The organism is Mycobacterium sp., from assembly GCF_004298145.1.
Lineage (GTDB): Bacteria > Actinomycetota > Actinomycetes > Mycobacteriales > Mycobacteriaceae > Mycobacterium.
In genome coordinates this window covers 122,211-137,547 of sequence record NZ_SCRH01000005.1, presented here as the reverse complement: position 1 = coordinate 137,547, position 15,337 = coordinate 122,211, and the positions used below count along the sequence as shown (strand labels likewise).

At 65.2% G+C, this 15,337-nt stretch carries 15 protein-coding genes; 9 read left to right on the top strand and 6 right to left on the bottom strand.

Translation table 11 applies throughout. The features are described from left to right. The first annotated feature begins 7 nt into the window (after positions 1-7). From EPN51_RS01700 to EPN51_RS01685, 4 genes are read left to right on the top strand one after another with little or no spacing between them, the layout of a single operon-like run. Complete coding sequence (locus EPN51_RS01700; protein ID WP_293035319.1) at positions 8-286, top strand: putative holin; 279 nt, start codon at positions 8-10, stop codon at positions 284-286. Next, positions 279-857 carry a hypothetical protein gene (locus EPN51_RS01695; protein WP_293035317.1) on the top strand — a complete coding sequence of 193 codons (579 nt, stop codon included), beginning with the start codon at positions 279-281 and terminating at the stop codon, positions 855-857. Before EPN51_RS01700 ends, EPN51_RS01695 begins: the two co-directional genes overlap by 8 nt. Before the next feature lie 50 nt (positions 858-907). Further along, complete coding sequence (lpdA, locus tag EPN51_RS01690; protein WP_293035315.1) at positions 908-2,305, top strand: dihydrolipoyl dehydrogenase; 1,398 nt, start codon at positions 908-910, stop codon at positions 2,303-2,305. A gap of 8 nt (positions 2,306-2,313) precedes the next feature. Beyond that, positions 2,314-2,595: a hypothetical protein gene (locus tag EPN51_RS01685; RefSeq protein ID WP_293035313.1), complete on the top strand. Its 282-nt coding sequence runs from the start codon at positions 2,314-2,316 to the stop codon at positions 2,593-2,595. 589 nt (positions 2,596-3,184) lie between these two features. Here the strand turns inward: EPN51_RS01685 and EPN51_RS01680 are convergent. Genes EPN51_RS01680 through EPN51_RS01670 form a run of 3 tightly spaced genes read right to left on the bottom strand, consistent with a single transcriptional unit; the run spans position 3,185 to position 5,942 of the window. Further along, positions 3,185-4,411 (bottom strand): cytochrome P450, encoded by a 1,227-nt coding sequence (locus EPN51_RS01680; RefSeq protein ID WP_293035311.1) that lies wholly within the window; start codon positions 4,409-4,411, stop codon positions 3,185-3,187. Beyond that, positions 4,408-5,538 (bottom strand): thiolase family protein, encoded by a 1,131-nt coding sequence (locus EPN51_RS01675; RefSeq protein WP_293035309.1) that lies wholly within the window; start codon positions 5,536-5,538, stop codon positions 4,408-4,410. The genes EPN51_RS01680 and EPN51_RS01675 overlap by 4 nt, the downstream gene beginning before the upstream one ends. Next, positions 5,535-5,942, bottom strand: a complete 408-nt coding sequence (locus tag EPN51_RS01670) for an OB-fold domain-containing protein (protein ID WP_293035307.1) — start codon at positions 5,940-5,942, stop codon at positions 5,535-5,537. The genes EPN51_RS01675 and EPN51_RS01670 overlap by 4 nt, the downstream gene beginning before the upstream one ends. Positions 5,943-6,278: 336 nt before the next feature. On the opposite strand from EPN51_RS01670, the gene EPN51_RS01665 reads away from it, so the two are divergent. Next, entirely contained in the window at positions 6,279-7,085 is an 807-nt protein-coding gene (locus EPN51_RS01665; protein ID WP_293035305.1) for an alpha/beta hydrolase fold domain-containing protein, read from the top strand. Next, positions 7,082-8,641, top strand: coding sequence for an NAD(P)/FAD-dependent oxidoreductase (locus EPN51_RS01660; protein WP_293035303.1), 1,560 nt, complete (start codon positions 7,082-7,084; stop codon positions 8,639-8,641). The genes EPN51_RS01665 and EPN51_RS01660 overlap by 4 nt, the downstream gene beginning before the upstream one ends. 61 nt (positions 8,642-8,702) lie before the next feature. On the opposite strand, the gene EPN51_RS01655 is transcribed toward EPN51_RS01660, so the two are convergent. Next, positions 8,703-9,854, bottom strand: coding sequence for an acetyl-CoA C-acyltransferase (locus EPN51_RS01655; protein ID WP_293035301.1), 1,152 nt, complete (start codon positions 9,852-9,854; stop codon positions 8,703-8,705). A gap of 179 nt (positions 9,855-10,033) precedes the next feature. Here EPN51_RS01655 and EPN51_RS01650 point away from each other — a divergent pair, with 179 nt between their 5' ends. Continuing rightward, entirely contained in the window at positions 10,034-10,753 is a 720-nt protein-coding gene (locus tag EPN51_RS01650) for a TetR/AcrR family transcriptional regulator (protein WP_293035299.1), read from the top strand. Here the strand turns inward: EPN51_RS01650 and EPN51_RS01645 are convergent. Next, positions 10,750-11,313 (bottom strand): carboxymuconolactone decarboxylase family protein, encoded by a 564-nt coding sequence (locus tag EPN51_RS01645; RefSeq protein ID WP_293035297.1) that lies wholly within the window; start codon positions 11,311-11,313, stop codon positions 10,750-10,752. The two genes, EPN51_RS01650 and EPN51_RS01645, sit on opposite strands and share 4 nt — an antisense overlap. Before the next feature lie 47 nt (positions 11,314-11,360). Then, positions 11,361-12,776: an acetate metabolism transcriptional regulator RamB gene (ramB, locus tag EPN51_RS01640; protein ID WP_293035295.1), complete on the bottom strand. Its 1,416-nt coding sequence runs from the start codon at positions 12,774-12,776 to the stop codon at positions 11,361-11,363. Positions 12,777-12,935: 159 nt separating this feature from the next. Between ramB and EPN51_RS01635 the strand changes: the two genes are divergently transcribed. Further along, on the top strand, positions 12,936-13,733 hold the full coding sequence (locus tag EPN51_RS01635; RefSeq protein WP_293035293.1) for an acyl-[acyl-carrier-protein] thioesterase: 798 nt from the start codon (positions 12,936-12,938) through the stop codon (positions 13,731-13,733). A 279-nt stretch (positions 13,734-14,012) separates the two neighbouring features. Next, the gene (gene aceA / locus EPN51_RS01630) at positions 14,013-15,299 is read left to right on the top strand and encodes an isocitrate lyase (RefSeq protein ID WP_293035291.1); all 1,287 of its coding nucleotides are present in this window, start codon (positions 14,013-14,015) and stop codon (positions 15,297-15,299) included. The last annotated feature ends 38 nt before the right edge of the window (positions 15,300-15,337 follow it).

The following is a 15,337-nucleotide window of genomic DNA, read 5'->3' as shown; positions in this document are numbered from 1 at the left end:
CGAGAAAGTGATTCCCCTGCCCCGTCCCTGGTTACTGGCCGGCGCCATGCTGATCGGAAGCGCGGTCGGGGCACTGGCGTGCGTGGCGTACACCGTGGCGATCCACGCCAGCGTCCGCCCGGACGTCGCGATTGCGTCGGTGGTGGGCATCCCCAGCGTCATCGGGCTGACGATGATCCTGTTCTCCGGGCGCCGCTGGGTCACCGCGCTGGGGGCGTTCATCCTGGCGCTGGCGCCGGGCTGGTTCGGTGTGCTCGTCGCGTTGCGGGTGACCGCCGGTGCGTGACGACAAGGACGACGCCTCGAGCTCCGGAACCCAGGCGTTCGTACCGGATTTCTCCGACTCCGACTCCCACGATGCCGAGGACACCGGCACCCAGTCGTGGGTTCCCGATTTCGACTCTGACGCGGACGGGGACACCGGCAAGCGGCCCGCGGCAACCGAGCCCGAGCCGGCCGAGCCCGGCCAGGAGGAGGGCCAGGAGCCAGCCGGGCACGCCGGCCCGGTGCAGTCGGTCACCGTCCCCGGTCGCTACCTCTACGTCAAGTGGTGGAAGTTGGCCCTGGTGCTCCTCGGTGGGTGGGCCGCGGCGGCCGTGGTCGGGCTGGGCCTGTTCTCGTGGTGGTACGACTCGATCGACAAGACCCCGGCGCTGTTCGCGGTGCTGGTCTACGTGGTGATGTGCACCGTCGGCGGCGTGCTGCTCGCGATGGCCCACGGCAGGCCGCTGCTCTCCGCGCTGTCGGTGGCGGTGCTGTCCGGGCCGTTCGCCGCGGTGGCCGGAGCGGCACCCCTGTACGGCTATTACTACTGCGAGCGGGTGGGCCACTGTCTCATCGGCGTCATTCCGTATTGACGCCTCGCCCGGGCGGCCACCTGCGAGCCGGCGCCCACTAGGGTGGGCTCGTGACTTCTCACTATGACGTCGTCGTCCTCGGAGCCGGTCCCGGCGGATATGTCGCAGCCATTCGCGCCGCGCAACTGGGCCTCAATACCGCGGTCATCGAGCCGAAGTACTGGGGCGGAGTCTGCCTCAACGTCGGCTGCATTCCGTCCAAGGCGCTGCTGCGCAATGCCGAACTCGCGCATATCTTCACCAAAGAGGCCAAGACCTTTGGCATCAGCGGCGAGGCGACCTTCGACTACGGGATCGCCTTCGACCGCAGCCGCAAGGTGGCCGAGGGCCGCGTCGCCGGCGTGCACTTCCTGATGAAGAAGAACAAGATCACCGAAATCCACGGCTACGGCCGGTTCACCGACGCCAACACCATCTCGGTCGAGCTCAACGAGGGCGGCACCGAAACCGTCACCTTCGACAACGCCATCATCGCCACCGGCAGCAGCACCCGCCTGGTCCCCGGCACGTCCCTGTCGGCCAACGTGGTCACCTACGAGGAGCAGATCCTGTCCCGGGAACTACCCGACTCGATCGTCATCGCCGGCGCCGGCGCGATCGGCATGGAGTTCGGCTACGTCCTGAAGAACTACGGCGTCGACGTGACCATCGTGGAGTTCTTGCCGCGCGCGCTGCCCAACGAGGACGCCGACGTCTCCAAGGAGATCGAGAAGCAGTTCAAGAAGCTGGGTATCAAGATCCTCACCGGAACGAAGGTGGAGTCCATCTCCGACAACGGTTCGCAAGTGACGGTGGTCGTCGGCAAGGACGGCGACACGCAAGAGCTCAAGGCCGCGAAGGTGTTGCAGGCCATCGGTTTTGCGCCCAACGTCGAGGGCTTTGGACTGGAGAAGACCGGGGTCGCGCTGACCGACCGCAAGGCCATCGGGATCAACGACTACATGATCACCAGCGTTCAGCACATCTACGCCATCGGTGACGTCACCGGGAAGCTGATGCTCGCCCACGTCGCCGAGGCCATGGGCGTGGTGGCGGCCGAAACCATCGCCGGCGCGGAGACTTTGGCCCTCGGTGACTATCGGATGCTGCCACGGGCGACGTTCTGCCAGCCCCAGGTCGCCAGCTTCGGGCTGACCGAGCAGCAGGCGCGCGACGAAGGCCACGACGTCGTGGTGGCCAAGTTCCCGTTCACCGCCAACGGCAAGGCGCACGGCCTGGGTGACCCCAGCGGCTTCGTCAAGCTGATCGCCGACGCGAAACACCTCGAACTGCTGGGCGGGCACCTGATCGGCCACGACGTGTCCGAGCTGCTGCCCGAGCTGACCCTGGCGCAGAAGTGGGACCTGACCGCCACCGAGCTGGCCCGCAACGTGCACACCCACCCGACCATGTCCGAGGCGTTACAGGAATGCTTCCACGGCCTGACCGGACACATGATCAATTTCTGAGCCGGAAGATGATTCGCCACCTCACCCCTCAGACCCTCGCGGGTGCCCTCGGTGGCCTGGCGACCGGTTATGTCGTGTGGTTGCTGGCCATTTCGAGCGGGGACAACGCGACGGTGGGCCAGTGGGGGCCGCTGGTGTTACTGGGATCGGCGGTGCTGGGGATCTGCGCAGCAATGTGGGGCGTGTGGCACCGACGGCGCCGTAAGCGGGCCTGGGCCGCGTTCGCCTTCGGCCTGCCGGTGCTTCCCGTGGTCCTGACGTTGGCCGTCCTCGCCGACGCCTACCTATAGCTAACCCTGAGATCCAGAAATGGTTGGCGCACAAGGATCGTCAACGCTGGTACTGCACTTCAAACCCACGTCAGTCCATGGCTCAACGTCGTCGGGCGGTGGTTCAGAGAACTGACTGACAAACGGCTGCGCTGCGGGATATTCATCCAGCGTTGCCAATCTGTCCGAAGCGATCACAAGCTGGGCGGCGCACTGGAAGCGCGACCCCAGACCCTTCATCTGGAAAGCCGCCGCCGAACAGATCACTGCCAAGGTCGCGTACGGACGCGCCAGCCTCAACCGGCATCAATTCACAGACGGACCGCCGGACGCCAAGCCGCTCCGGATCGCGGGAACATGCGGCAGAAATCCGTCCTAGCCTTCGCAGGAACTGTGGCGCAACACTTTTCGCATACCTACATGATCGTTACTGGTGGCCGGCGCACTGGTCCTGGGTACGATCATCCCCGCCGCCTTTCTGCAGAGGAAGCCGGCGGAGTGGGCGGCAGTGGTCGACGCGTGACTGCCCCATACAGGGGCCGCTGACGAATCCTCACAGCAGGCATCAATCCCGTCCTCACACCTGTGTTTTGCGCATCTCCGTCAGTGCTTATCTGGGGGAGCCGAGGCTGACCCGGTAGGAGGACATGCCTCGGCTGATGAGCACAGGATGCCACGTGGGATCGGGGCTCGCGGGCGCCAGCGCCGGGAATCGCTCGAAGAGCCTTCGGAGCGCGATCATGCCTTCGACCCGGGCGAGCGATGCGCCCAGGCAGTGGTGCGGGCCGAAGCCAAAGCCGACATGGCGGTTCGGGTAACGCGTGAGATCGAACACGGTGGGGTTGTCGAACTGGTCGGGATCTCGGTTGGCGGCGGCTTGAAGCAGCAGGACCTGCTGGCCTTCTTGCATCTGGCATCCGCCCAAGCTCACGGGTTGCGCGACTCGGCGGACCTGCACCTTCGAGGGGCCGTCGAAGCGCAGGATCTCCTCGATGGCGCTCCGGGCGATGCCCGGGTCGGTTCGGAAACGGACCAGCTCGGCGGGATGCTCCAGCAAGGCGCGGGTGCCGTTTCCGATCAGGTTGGTTGTCGTCTCGTGTCCGGCGAACAGGAGCAGTGTGCAGGTGGCGACGATTTCGTCCTCGGTCAGGGTGTCGTCACCGTGCTGGGCGGTCGCCAGCCTGCCCAGCAGATTGTCCGCGCAGCCGGAGCGGGCGTCCGCGATACGTGACCGCAGGTAAGCACCCAGTTCGAGCAGGCCATCTTGGCCGCGTTCACGTCGGTCGACGGTAGTGGATCCGCCGAACACCAATATCATGATGCAGTCGGACCATTTCTTGAACAGGTCGCGATCCGCGGTGGGGACGCCGAGCAACTCGGCGATCACGATGGCCGGGATGGGAAAAGCGAAGTCGCGGATGAGGTCGACGGTGTCCCGGCCCTGCAGGTCGTCGAGGGTGTCGGCGACTATCTGCTCGATCCTCGGCTTCAAGCGCTCGATTGAGCCTGGGTTGAAGGCCCGGCTGACCAGCGCGCGCAGTCGTGTGTGGTTCGGCGGGTCGTTGAACACCATCCAATGCCGGAGGACCTCAAAAGTGGGGGCCCGCTGCTGCCTGGCCTCGGGTGACAGCTGGGTCTCGAACACAGGCATGACCCGGTCGGACGACAGGCGCTCGTCTCGCAGCGCCTGAATCAGGCTCGCGTGGCCGAGCACCATCCAGGCATCGTGAGCGTTGCTCCATCGAACGGGACCCTCTGCCAGGAGTTGTGCGAGCACCGGGTACGGATCGGCCACGTTCGCTGGGGCGAGCAGGTTGTCATCCACCCTGGTGATCACGTCGGTCGAGCCCCTTCCAAAATCGCAACGACGCACCCGTTGCCGTCTATGCCGGCGGCGCCGCCGCCCAAAGTTTCGACGACAGCGAGCCGGGCCCCGTCGACCTGGCGGCCCCCAGCCCGGCCGCGCAACTGCCAGACCGCCTCCGCAACCTGAGCAAGCCCGGTGGCGCCGAGCGGGTGGCCTCTGGCCAGCAAGCCGCCAGAGGGGTTCACCGGGTAGCGACCGCCGAGGGCGCTGGTGCCGTCGACGGCCAACCGGGCCCCGTCACCGAGCTTCGCGAGACCCAGGGCTTCTACCGTGACGATCTCTCCGATGGTGAACGCGTCATGCACTTCGAACAGGTCCGCGTCCTCAGGCGCGATCCCGGCGGCCTGGTAGGCCAGCTCGGCGGTCCGGTTGATCAGGTTCCATCCCCACACGCGGGTGGAGCGGTGGTCCCAGAGTCCGCCGGAACACGACGCGCTTCCGCGCAGCAGCACCTCCCGGTTGTGCCTGGGGGGTCCGATAACCGCCGCAGCCGCGGCGTCGGAGATCGAGCAGCACTGCATCAGGGTCAACGGGTCGGCGATCATGCGCGAGGCCAGGACGTCCTGGGTGGTGACCACATTGCTGTGCTGTGCCCTGGGGTTTGCGGTGCCGTGGCGGCGGTTCTTGACCGCGACGGCCGCGAGTTGGTCCGGGGTGACGCCGAACTCCGCGACGTAGCGGCTGGCGGCCATCGCGTAGATCCCCGGCATCGCCAGGCCGGTCCGGCCTTCGCGGTCGGTGTACTCCGGAACGATCGCCGTCGCGAACTGGGTCGTCATGGTCTCAAAGCCAAGCGCTAGTACCCGCTTGTAGCGCCCGGTCGAAACGGCCTGAGCCGCCTCGTGGAACGCTGTCGTGCCGCTGGCGCAGGCGTTCTCAACGGTGACGATCGGAAGGTCGATGATGCCCATGGTGTGCAGTGCGCGCTGTGTCGACCCGGGTGCCCCGAATACGGTGCCGGCGTAGACCGCGTCCACTCCGGTGACGCCGGCATCGGCGAAGGCCTCGCGCACCGCCTCGCGTACCAGTGAGGGCGTTGACCGGCCCGGCTGCTTACCGAATGATGTGGTGCCAACGCCCCATACCGCCACTCTCATAGCGGCGCCTCGAGCTCGACAAATGGGTCGCCAAGAGCGGTCCGCCCGGTTAGCCGGACTCGGTCCCCGGGCGCCAACGGTCTGCACGTGTCGCGGTCGGCATAGCCATGGGCCAAGATTCGGGGACCGCCGTCGAGATCCACATAGGCGAGGCCGTAAGGCGGCGGACGTTCGGGCAGAGCGATACGCAGGATGGTTGCGGCGAACACGGTGCCTGCGGGTCCGAACTCGGCCCGGCTCACCTGCGCACGGCAAACCGGGCAGGCCTCGACCGGCTCGATTCCGGGATATCCGCACGCGACGCAGCGGCTGCCCGCCACGACGGCGAAATCACCGCGGACCAGCACGACCGGCCGCGGGTCCGGTGCCGGGGCGGCGCTCTTGCGGGTGGGTGAAGCAGGCATGGATGCGCTGTCCTCCCTTGACTGGGCCGCTCAGGGTGAGCGTCTGCGGGCACGGTAGCTTTTAATCAAACATAGAGTCAACTAACTACAGAGATGTCTTACTTAAGCAAACGCACGGCTGGTAAAGCGTGGTGTCGCCCTTGCCGCGCGTGAACAAACTATGGTTTGCTTACTCCCCGTGCGCGGACATAAGCACACCGACCGTTCGAGCCCGCGGTCGATGCGCGGTGGGCGATCTGGACGAGGGAAGTGATCTCCGTGGTGTCAATGCGGGTGAATGCCATAGCCACAGCCGCCTACGGGTCATGGCATGGAGACGGTGTCGACCTTGCCGGGATGCGCCAGGGGTTCGACCGGATGCTTCCGCCGCCGGGGCCTGACGTCGTCGTGAACGACGTTGTGGTCGGCGGGGTGCCCGGCAGACAAATCGAGGTGGCGGAGTCCGGGCCGACGACCGTGTTGTACCTGCATGGTGGCGGATTCATGTTGGGTTCTTCAGTGGGCTACGCTGATCTCGGAGCTCGGATTGCCCGAGCCGCTCGCGCCCGCGTCCTCCTGCTGGACTACTCGCTCGCACCGGAGCGACCGTTCCCCGCGGCCTACGACGACGTTCTCGGTGCCTACCACGCGCTCCTTGACCGCGGCGTCGAACCGGATCGCCTTGCGCTGGCCGGTGATTCGGCGGGCGGCGGCCTGGCCCTGGCTGCGCTGATCGGTTTGCGTGACGCGGGTGACCCGCTCCCAGCGTGCGGCGTGTTACTGTCCCCGTTCGCCGATCTCACCCTGTCAGGCGACACGATCGAGTTGTTTGCCGGAGCCGATCCGGTCAGCTCGCCGGAGGCAGCGGAGCAAATGGTTACGGGCTACCTGGCTGGGGCCGATCCGCACGACGTCCGTGCCTCGCCGCTGTTCGGCGACCTGACGGGTCTGCCGCCGCTTCTCGTTCAGGTCGGCACCAGTGACATTTTGTTGGCCGATGCTGTCAGGGTCGCCGAGCGGGCGCGCGGCGCCGGGGTCAGCGTGGACCTGGAGGTCGCCTACGAAATGGTGCACGTATACCAATTGTTTGCACACCAACTTACAGAAGCGCAGGAAGCTATCGATGCCCTAGGTCGGTTCGTTCAAAGGCGCGTGGCCAAATGACACCTGACCTCGAAATCCTCGTCATCGGAGCGGGAATCGGAGGAATCGGCGTCGGCATAGCATTGCGCGACGCGGGAATAACCGACTTCAAGATCGTCGACCGTGCCGACGGAGTCGGCGGCGTATGGCATTCGAACAGATATCCGGGGGTCGCGGTCGACATCCCCGCAATGGCCTACCAGTTCAGCTTCGAGCCCAATCCGGGCTGGTCGCGGGTATTCGCGCCTGGAGGGGAGGTCAGGGAGTACCTACGCGGTTTGGTCGACCGGCATGGTCTGCAGCCGCACATCGAGCTGCACACGGCGGTCTCATCGCGGACCTGGGACGAGCAGGAGCATGTTTGGCGCGTGGTCCTCAACGGGACCCAGGAGATAACTGCCCGGTACGTGGTCAGCGCGATCGGGGTTTTCCCGGAGCCCAAGCCGGCCGATATCAAGGGTATCGGCGAATTCCGCGGCAAGGTCATGCACTCGACCACGTGGGATGAGAACTACGACATCGCCGGCAAGCGGGTCGCGGTGGTCGGGACGGGTGCGAGCGCACTGCAGATCGTGCCGGCCATCGCGCCGCGGGTCGCCCACCTGGATGTCTACCAGCGCACTCCGATCTGGGTGCTGAAGAAATTTGATCCGGACATTCCACCGTGGCTGAAGGAACTGTTCGGTCGGGCACCCTGGGCGGCGCGGCTCGGCAATCGCATCGCCACCATGTTCTCGGAGCTGTTCACCATCAAGCTGCCGGTCCACCACGCCAAGGCACCGTGGTTCGCCCATCGCATCGAACGCGCGGCACGTGATCATCTAGAAAGATCGGTCCGCGATCCGGTCCTGCGCCGACGACTGACGCCGGACTATGGCTTCGCGTGTAAGCGACCGAGCTTCAGCAACACTTATCTTGCGGCGTTCGAACGGGACAACGTCGATCTGGTGACGGACACGATCGAACAGATCACGCCCGAGGGCATCCGCACCCTCGACGGTCTGGAACGTCCGGTCGACGCGATTGTCCTTGCGACGGGTTTTCACATGGCGTTTACACCCGAGGTATACCGCCGTTCACCCGTGGTCGGGCGTAGCGGGTTCAACCTCGCCGACTACTTCGAACGCGAGCGCTACCAAGCCTACGAGTCGATCACGATGCCCGGCCTGCCCAACCATTTCATGATCTATGGACCGTACGGGGGAACCGGCGGCGCCTACCACGTGATGGTCGAAAACGGTGGTCGTCACATCGTCCGCGTCCTGCAAGAAGCACACCGGCGTGGCGCGACGGCAGTCGAGGTGACCCGAGAAGCAACCGAGCGCTACCATCGAGGCGTCGCAAGCAAGATCGCCACGTCACTTTGGTTCACCAACAATTGCGCCGCTGCCAACAGCTACTACTTCGATCAACACGGAGACGTCACTGCTATCCGCCCCACGTCAGGGCGACAGTCGAGGCGAGCGAGCAGAACTTTCCCGCTCAGCGACTACCGGTTCGAGACGAACAAGCCGGCCAGGGCCTTCGTACCGGCACTGAGTGTCGACCTACGCAACGAGAAGGCGGATAGGTCTTAGATTCCGATTGAAACGCGGCACGCCCCGACCGGTTCGTGTCACCGTCGGTGCCGTCGTCTTCTCACGCCACGCGCTCGATCAGCGTCGCGTTGGCCAGGCCGCCCCCCTCGCAGATCGTCTCGACTCCGTACCGTCCGCCGCTTCGGGCGAGTTCGTGGAGCAGAGTCGTCAACAAACGTGTCCCGGTGGAGCCGAGCGCGTGTCCAAGAGCGATCGCACCTCCGTTGACATTCGTGCGGTCCAGGCCGGCGCCGGTCTCGATAGCCCACGCGAGTACGACGGCGGCGAACGCCTCGTTCACCTCGAACAAGTCGATGTCATCTATCGTGAGACCGGCCTTGTCCAGAAGTTGTCGAGTGGCCGGGATCGGGCCGGTCAACATAAGTTTCGGATCGCTTCCCACGACTGTCATGCCACGGATGATTCCCATCGAGCGCAGGCCGAGCCGCCGGACCGCGTCCCCGGACGCAAGCAGGACGGCGGATCCGCCGTCGGCGATCTGGCTGGCGGTGCCGATGGTGAGCCGGCTGCCCTCACGGATGGGCTTGAGACCGGCGACCGCCTCCATCGAGGTGTCCGGACGAATGGTCTCGTCCCGCTCGAAGCCCTCGATGGGCAGGATCTGATTATCGAAGCGGCCCTGGTCCCGTGCGGCCGCCGCCCTGTGATGGCTCTCGACCGCAAACCGGTCCATGGATTCGCGGTCGAGGTTCCAGTGGCGGGCGATCAGATCGCCCGCAGTGAACTGGTGGACGGGCTCAGCTCCGTAACGCTTGACCCACTGCTTGGCCTCGGCGGGCAGACCCATGCCCAGCCTGGGCCCCCACTCGAAGTTGGAATTCAACGGCACCGTGTTCATTGATTCGACGCCACCCGCGATGGCGATCTCGTAACTGCCTGCCAGGATGCCCTGGGCTGCGAAATGAACCGCCTGCTGCGACGAACCACACTGACGGTCAATCGTGACTGCCGGCACATGCTCGGGGAGTCCGGCGGCAAGCCAGCAGTAACGGGCCAGGTTCGCGGACTGCGGTCCTATCTGTCCGATGCAGCCGAAGATGACGTCGTCCACCCGACCCGGGTCCACGCCGGCGCGCTCGATCAGACCGCCGAGGACATAGGCACCGATGTCGACCGGGTGCACGTCACTGAGACTGCCACGCTTGCGGCCCATCGGAGTGCGCAGCGCCTCGACGATGTGCACCTCGACCACGCTTTGCCTCCTTGGGACCGGTCCGCGTCGGTATTTAAACAAACCATAGTTTGGCCATTATTGGAATGTCAATCGGCCGCCTGCTATGCTGAAGAGCAAATCTCTGTTTGGTTTCGATGAGCGTTGCGCGGACTGACGCTGACGGTTAAGGGCGCGAAGGTGCCGAGAGAAGACGATGGATGGCCAGACCGAACCGATGGGAAGATGTGGTTGCATCCGCAGCCAAGGTATTCCGCCAGCGCGGATTTGCCCAGGCGACGCTGGAGGAGATCGCTGACAACGTCGGCATGCTTAAAGGGAGCCTCTACAACTACATCAGCACCAAAGAGGACCTCCTTACCGCTGTGATTCGGATTCCCACCGAACGCATCGTGCGGGAAGCAGGTGTCATCGCCGCCTCCGATGAGACCTCGGAACAGAAGGTCCGTGCACTCATCACACTCCACATTGGCGTCATCATCGACATCTACGACTTCGCCGCCGTCTACCTGCACGAGATCGCCATGTCGAATCTCGCCGAGGACTGGCACGAGCGCGACCGCGAATACATCCGCCTGGTGGAAGGTGTGATGGCGGCTGCAGTCGTGGACGGCACCTTCCGAAGCACTGTCGACCCCCATGTGGCCGCCATGGCCATGATTGGGGCCTGCAACTGGCTCACCAAGTGGTGGAATCCCGAAGGTCCGATCGGGGGGGCCGCCATGATTCAGCAAATCAGTGACACCGTGCTTGGGGGGTTGTGCGTCCCACGCAGGCTGAAGACCGAGGACGCCAAGAGGCTCGAAGATTGCGAGCGTGAGAATGCAACCCTGAAGCGGCTATTGGTCGATGCGGAGCTTGAGAAGGCGGCGCTCAAAGAGATCGCGGGGGAACGCGCAATGAATGACTCAGGACACTAGCGCGGGTTGTCCAGCGGAATCTCGAGCGCGGACATCGTCGCGGCGAGCCCGTCGTATTGGCTTGCCAGCAAGCAGAATTCGATCAGCTGCCGCCGATCCAGGTGAGATGCCAGCCGCTGCCAGGTGCCGTCGGTGATCGTGCGATCCCTGACGAACTCGTCCGTCGCCGCCAGCAGCGCCCGCTGACGTTCGCTCAGTTGGTCCGCGGGACCGGCGTCCGGCCACGCGAAAATCGCGGCCTGCAGGTTTATGTCGAGCCCGGCTTTGCGCGCCAGCCGGCGATGATGCTGCAGTTCGTATTCGCACGCACGCAGATGCCCGACCCGCAGGATCACCAGTTCGGTATCGATCGTGGGCAGGCGCCCCCGTAATAGCCGGGCGCCGTAAATCGCCCAGGCCCAGAACAGCAATTGACGCTGACCCAGGGTGGTGAACAGATGAAACTCCGGCGCCCGGACCGTGCGCGCGCCCAGCTTCGCGAGCACCCAGTTGATCGGGCCCAGCTCGCGGAACCGGCCCGACGGGATGCGACCGACTTGACCGTCGCCGGCCGTGCTCATGCGCCGCTCCTCCGCATCGCTTCGCTCTGCATCGTCGCCGGCGGCGCTCACGGCTGGGTCACCAGGTATGGAGACACTGTGCTGCGATGCTCGTCGAGATCGAGCGCCCGGCCGAGCGCCGGGAAGGCGCGCTGCGGGCAGTTGTCGCGTTCGCAGACCCGGCAACCCGCGCCGATCGGTGTGGAGATTTCCCCCGACAAGTCGAGTCCTTCCGAGTAGACGAGCCGGTGCGCGTGGCGAAGCTCGCAGCCCAAGCCGATCGCGAAGGTCTTACCCGGCTGACCATACCGGGCCGCACGTCGTTCCACGGTGCGGGCCACCCACATGTAGTTGCGGCCGTCGGGCATCTGCGCGATCTGCACCAGGATTTTGCCCGGGTTGGCGAACGTCTCGTAGACGTTCCACAACGGGCAGGTGCCGCCGCTGGAGGAGAAGTGAAAACCGGTGGCGGACTGACGTTTTGACATGTTTCCGGCGCGGTCGACCCGGACGAACGAGAACGGCACCCCGCGCATCGACGGGCGCTGCATCGTGGAGAGCCGGTGCGCGATGGTCTCGTAACTGATCGAGTAGAACGATGACAACCGCTCGACGTCGTAGCGGAAATTCTCTGCGACGTCGTGGAATTGGCGGTAGGGGAGCACGGCGGCCGCGGCGAAGTAGTTGGCCAAGCCGAGCCGGGCCAGCGTGTGCGACTCGTCGCTGGTGAACTTTCCCTGCGCGACCAGGCTGTCGATCAGATCCCCGAACTCGAGGTAGGCCAATTCGGCGGCCATCTTGAAAACCTGTTGCCCCAGCGAGAGGTGATTGCTGATCTCCAGCGTCTTGGTCGCGGGGTCGTAGCGGTGCAGCACGGTGTCGCCGAGATCGATCCGGCGGTTGATGTGCACCCCGTGCAGCTCGGTGAGCCGGCGGGTCAACTCCCGGGCCAGGTCGCCATGGTGCAACCGCATTTTGATGGTGAGGTCCTCGGCGGCGGTGTCCAGCTCGTGCAGGTAGTTCTGCCGTTGGTAGAAGTAGTCGCGCACTTCCTCGTGCGGCATGGTGATCGACCCGCTGCCGCTGCCGTCGGAGAACCGCTCCTCGGTGGCGGCCGCCAGCTGCGCCGTGGTGATCCGGTAACGCCGGTGCAGGTTGACCACCGCCCGGGCCAGACCGGGATGGGCGCTGACCATCTCGGCGACCCCGGTCGGGTCGACATCGATGTCGAGATCGCGGTCCATGGTGACCTCGCGCAGCTCGGCGACCAGCCGGGTGTCGTCCTGCGAGGAGAAGAACGTGGCGTCCACCCCGAACACCTCGGTGATGCGCAGCAGCACCGCCACGGTCAGCGGGCGAACGTCATGCTCGATCTGATTGAGGTAGCTCGGCGAAATCTCCAGCATCTGAGCCAGTGCCGCCTGGGAAAACCCGCGCTCGTTGCGCAGCTGGCGAAGGCGCGAGCCGACGAACGTCTTGGACACTTCACCGAGGTTACCGGGCTTTGTGAAGATATGGTTCGCAGAGTTGGCATCGAATCGTACGCGTCGCGATTGGTATTCGAGGGACCCCATTGGCATGATTCGACCGGGCCTTGGGCCTTAGCCTGGGGTGATCACAAGGAGGAAACGGGGAGCGACGCCGTGAGCCTGGATAAACAACTGATGCCGGTGCCCGACGGTCACCCTGACGTTTTCGATCGTAAGTGGCCGTTGCGGGTCGGCGATATCGACCGCACGGGCCGGCTGCGGCTGGACGCCGCGTGCCGCCACATCCAGGACATCGGCCAGGACCAGCTGCGCGAGATGGGTTTCGAGGAGACCCATCCGCTGTGGATCGTCCGGCGCACCATGGTCGACCTGACCCGGCCGATCGAGTTCAACGACATGCTGCGCCTGCGCCGATGGTGCTCGGGTACCTCGAATCGGTGGTGCGAGATGCGGGTCCGTATCGATGGGAGGCGCAAGGGCGGCCTCATCGAGTCCGAGGCCTTCTGGATCAACATCAACCGGGAGACCCAGATGCCCTCGCGCATCGCCGACGAGTTCCTGGCGGGTCTGCGCAAGACGACGTCGGTCGACCGGTTGCGGTGGAAGTCCTACCTGAAGGCGGGCAGCCGGGACGACGCGGTCGAGATCCACGAGTTCCCCATCCGGGTCACCGACATCGACCTGTTCGACCACATGAACAACTCGGTGTACTGGAGCGTCATCGAGGACTATCTGGCGTCGCACACCGAGCTGATGCGGGCGCCGTTGCGTATCACGATCGAGCACGAGGCGCCGGTGGCGCTGGGGGACAAGCTGGAGATCTTTTCTCACATTCACCCGGCCGGATCCACGGAGCAATTCGGTCCCGACCTGGCCGATCGCACTGTTACAACGCTCACATACGCCGTTGGTGACGAGACGAAAGCCGTCGCCGCGATCTTTGCTCGGTAGCCCGAACGGGCCAGCTTCGACAGCGCCGTCAATTGCCCGGATGACCTGCGGCTTTGTAGTTACTGACCGGTAGCTTCTGAAACGGTTAAGCTTGTTAGCAACTTAGCAAGATTCGCAAATTCGCGCGTTCCCGTTGCTGAAATTGGCAATTGAAACGGGTAGACCACCCCCTTGAGCTGTGCCATCTTCGAGTTAGCACACCAGTGAAGTTGAGCCGCTAGCTACCGCCGGTGAGGCGTTCAGCAACTCAGTAGTGAAGATCGTGAAGGAGCATGCCCAATGTCTGTCGTTGGCACCCCCAAGAGCGCCGAACAGGTCCAGAAGGACTGGGACACCAACCCGCGGTGGAAGGACGTCACCCGCACCTACAGCGCCGAGGACGTCGTCGCCCTGCAGGGCAGCGTCGTCGAGGAGGCCACCCTGGCCCGCCGGGGCGCCGAGGTGCTGTGGGAGCAGCTGGAAGACCTCGAGTACATCAACGCGCTCGGCGCGCTGACCGGCAACATGGCCGTCCAGCAGGTGCGCGCCGGCCTGAAGGCCATCTACCTGTCCGGGTGGCAGGTCGCCGGTGACGCGAACCTGTCCGGTCACACCTACCCCGACCAGAGCCTTTACCCGGCCAACTCGGTGCCGCAGGTGGTGCGCCGGATCAACAACGCGCTGCTGCGCGCCGACGAGATCGCCAGGGTCGAGGGCGACACCTCGGTGAAGAACTGGCTGGCGCCGATCGTCGCCGACGGTGAGGCCGGTTTCGGTGGTGCGCTCAACGTCTACGAGCTGCAGAAGGCCATGATCGCCGCCGGTGTGGCGGGCTCGCACTGGGAGGACCAGCTGGCTTCGGAGAAGAAGTGTGGTCACCTGGGCGGCAAGGTACTGATCCCGACCCAGCAGCACATCCGCACCCTGACCTCGGCCCGGCTGGCCGCCGACGTGTGCGACGTTCCGACCGTCGTCATCGCCCGGACCGACGCCGAGGCGGCCACGCTGATCACCTCCGACGTCGACGAGCGCGACCAGCCGTTCATCACCGGGGAGCGCACCAAGGAAGGCTTCTACCGGGTCCGCAACGGCCTGGAGCCCTGCATCGCCCGGGCCAAGGCCTACGCGCCCTACTCGGACCTGATCTGGATGGAGACCGGCACTCCGGATCTCGAGCTCGCCGCCAAGTTCGCCGAGGGCGTCAAGGCCGAGTTCCCCGACCAGATGCTGGCCTACAACTGCTCGCCGTCGTTCAACTGGCGCAAGCACCTCGACGACTCCACCATCGCGAAGTTCCAAAAGGAGCTCGGCGCAATGGGGTTCAAGTTCCAGTTCATCACGCTGGCCGGCTTCCACGCCCTGAACTACTCGATGTTCGATCTGGCCTACGGCTACGCCCGCAACCAGATGAGCGCCTACGTCGAGCTGCAGGAGCGCGAGTTCGCCGCCGAGGAGCGTGGCTACACCGCCACCAAGCACCAGCGTGAGGTGGGTGCCGGTTACTTCGACCGCATCGCCACCACGGTCGACCCGACGTCGTCGACCACGGCGCTGACCGGCTCCACCGAAGAGGGCCAGTTTCACTGAGGTCGAGCGGGCCCTGGCCCGCGAGGACGAAGTGAAAC

Excerpts from the sequence above, each read along its gene's own strand:
- EPN51_RS01685 (WP_293035313.1), top strand. The coding sequence starts at position 2,314 with ATGATTCGCCACCTCACCCCTCAGACCCTCGCGGGTGCCCTCGGTGGC.
- EPN51_RS01675 (WP_293035309.1), bottom strand. The coding sequence starts at position 5,538 with ATGAGAGTGGCGGTATGGGGCGTTGGCACCACATCATTCGGTAAGCAG.
- EPN51_RS01670 (WP_293035307.1), bottom strand. The coding sequence starts at position 5,942 with ATGCCTGCTTCACCCACCCGCAAGAGCGCCGCCCCGGCACCGGACCCG.
- EPN51_RS01665 (WP_293035305.1), top strand. The coding sequence starts at position 6,279 with ATGCGCCAGGGGTTCGACCGGATGCTTCCGCCGCCGGGGCCTGACGTC.
- EPN51_RS01660 (WP_293035303.1), top strand. The coding sequence starts at position 7,082 with ATGACACCTGACCTCGAAATCCTCGTCATCGGAGCGGGAATCGGAGGA.
- EPN51_RS01650 (WP_293035299.1), top strand. The coding sequence starts at position 10,034 with ATGGCCAGACCGAACCGATGGGAAGATGTGGTTGCATCCGCAGCCAAG.
- EPN51_RS01645 (WP_293035297.1), bottom strand. The coding sequence starts at position 11,313 with ATGAGCACGGCCGGCGACGGTCAAGTCGGTCGCATCCCGTCGGGCCGG.
- aceA (WP_293035291.1), top strand. The coding sequence starts at position 14,013 with ATGTCTGTCGTTGGCACCCCCAAGAGCGCCGAACAGGTCCAGAAGGAC.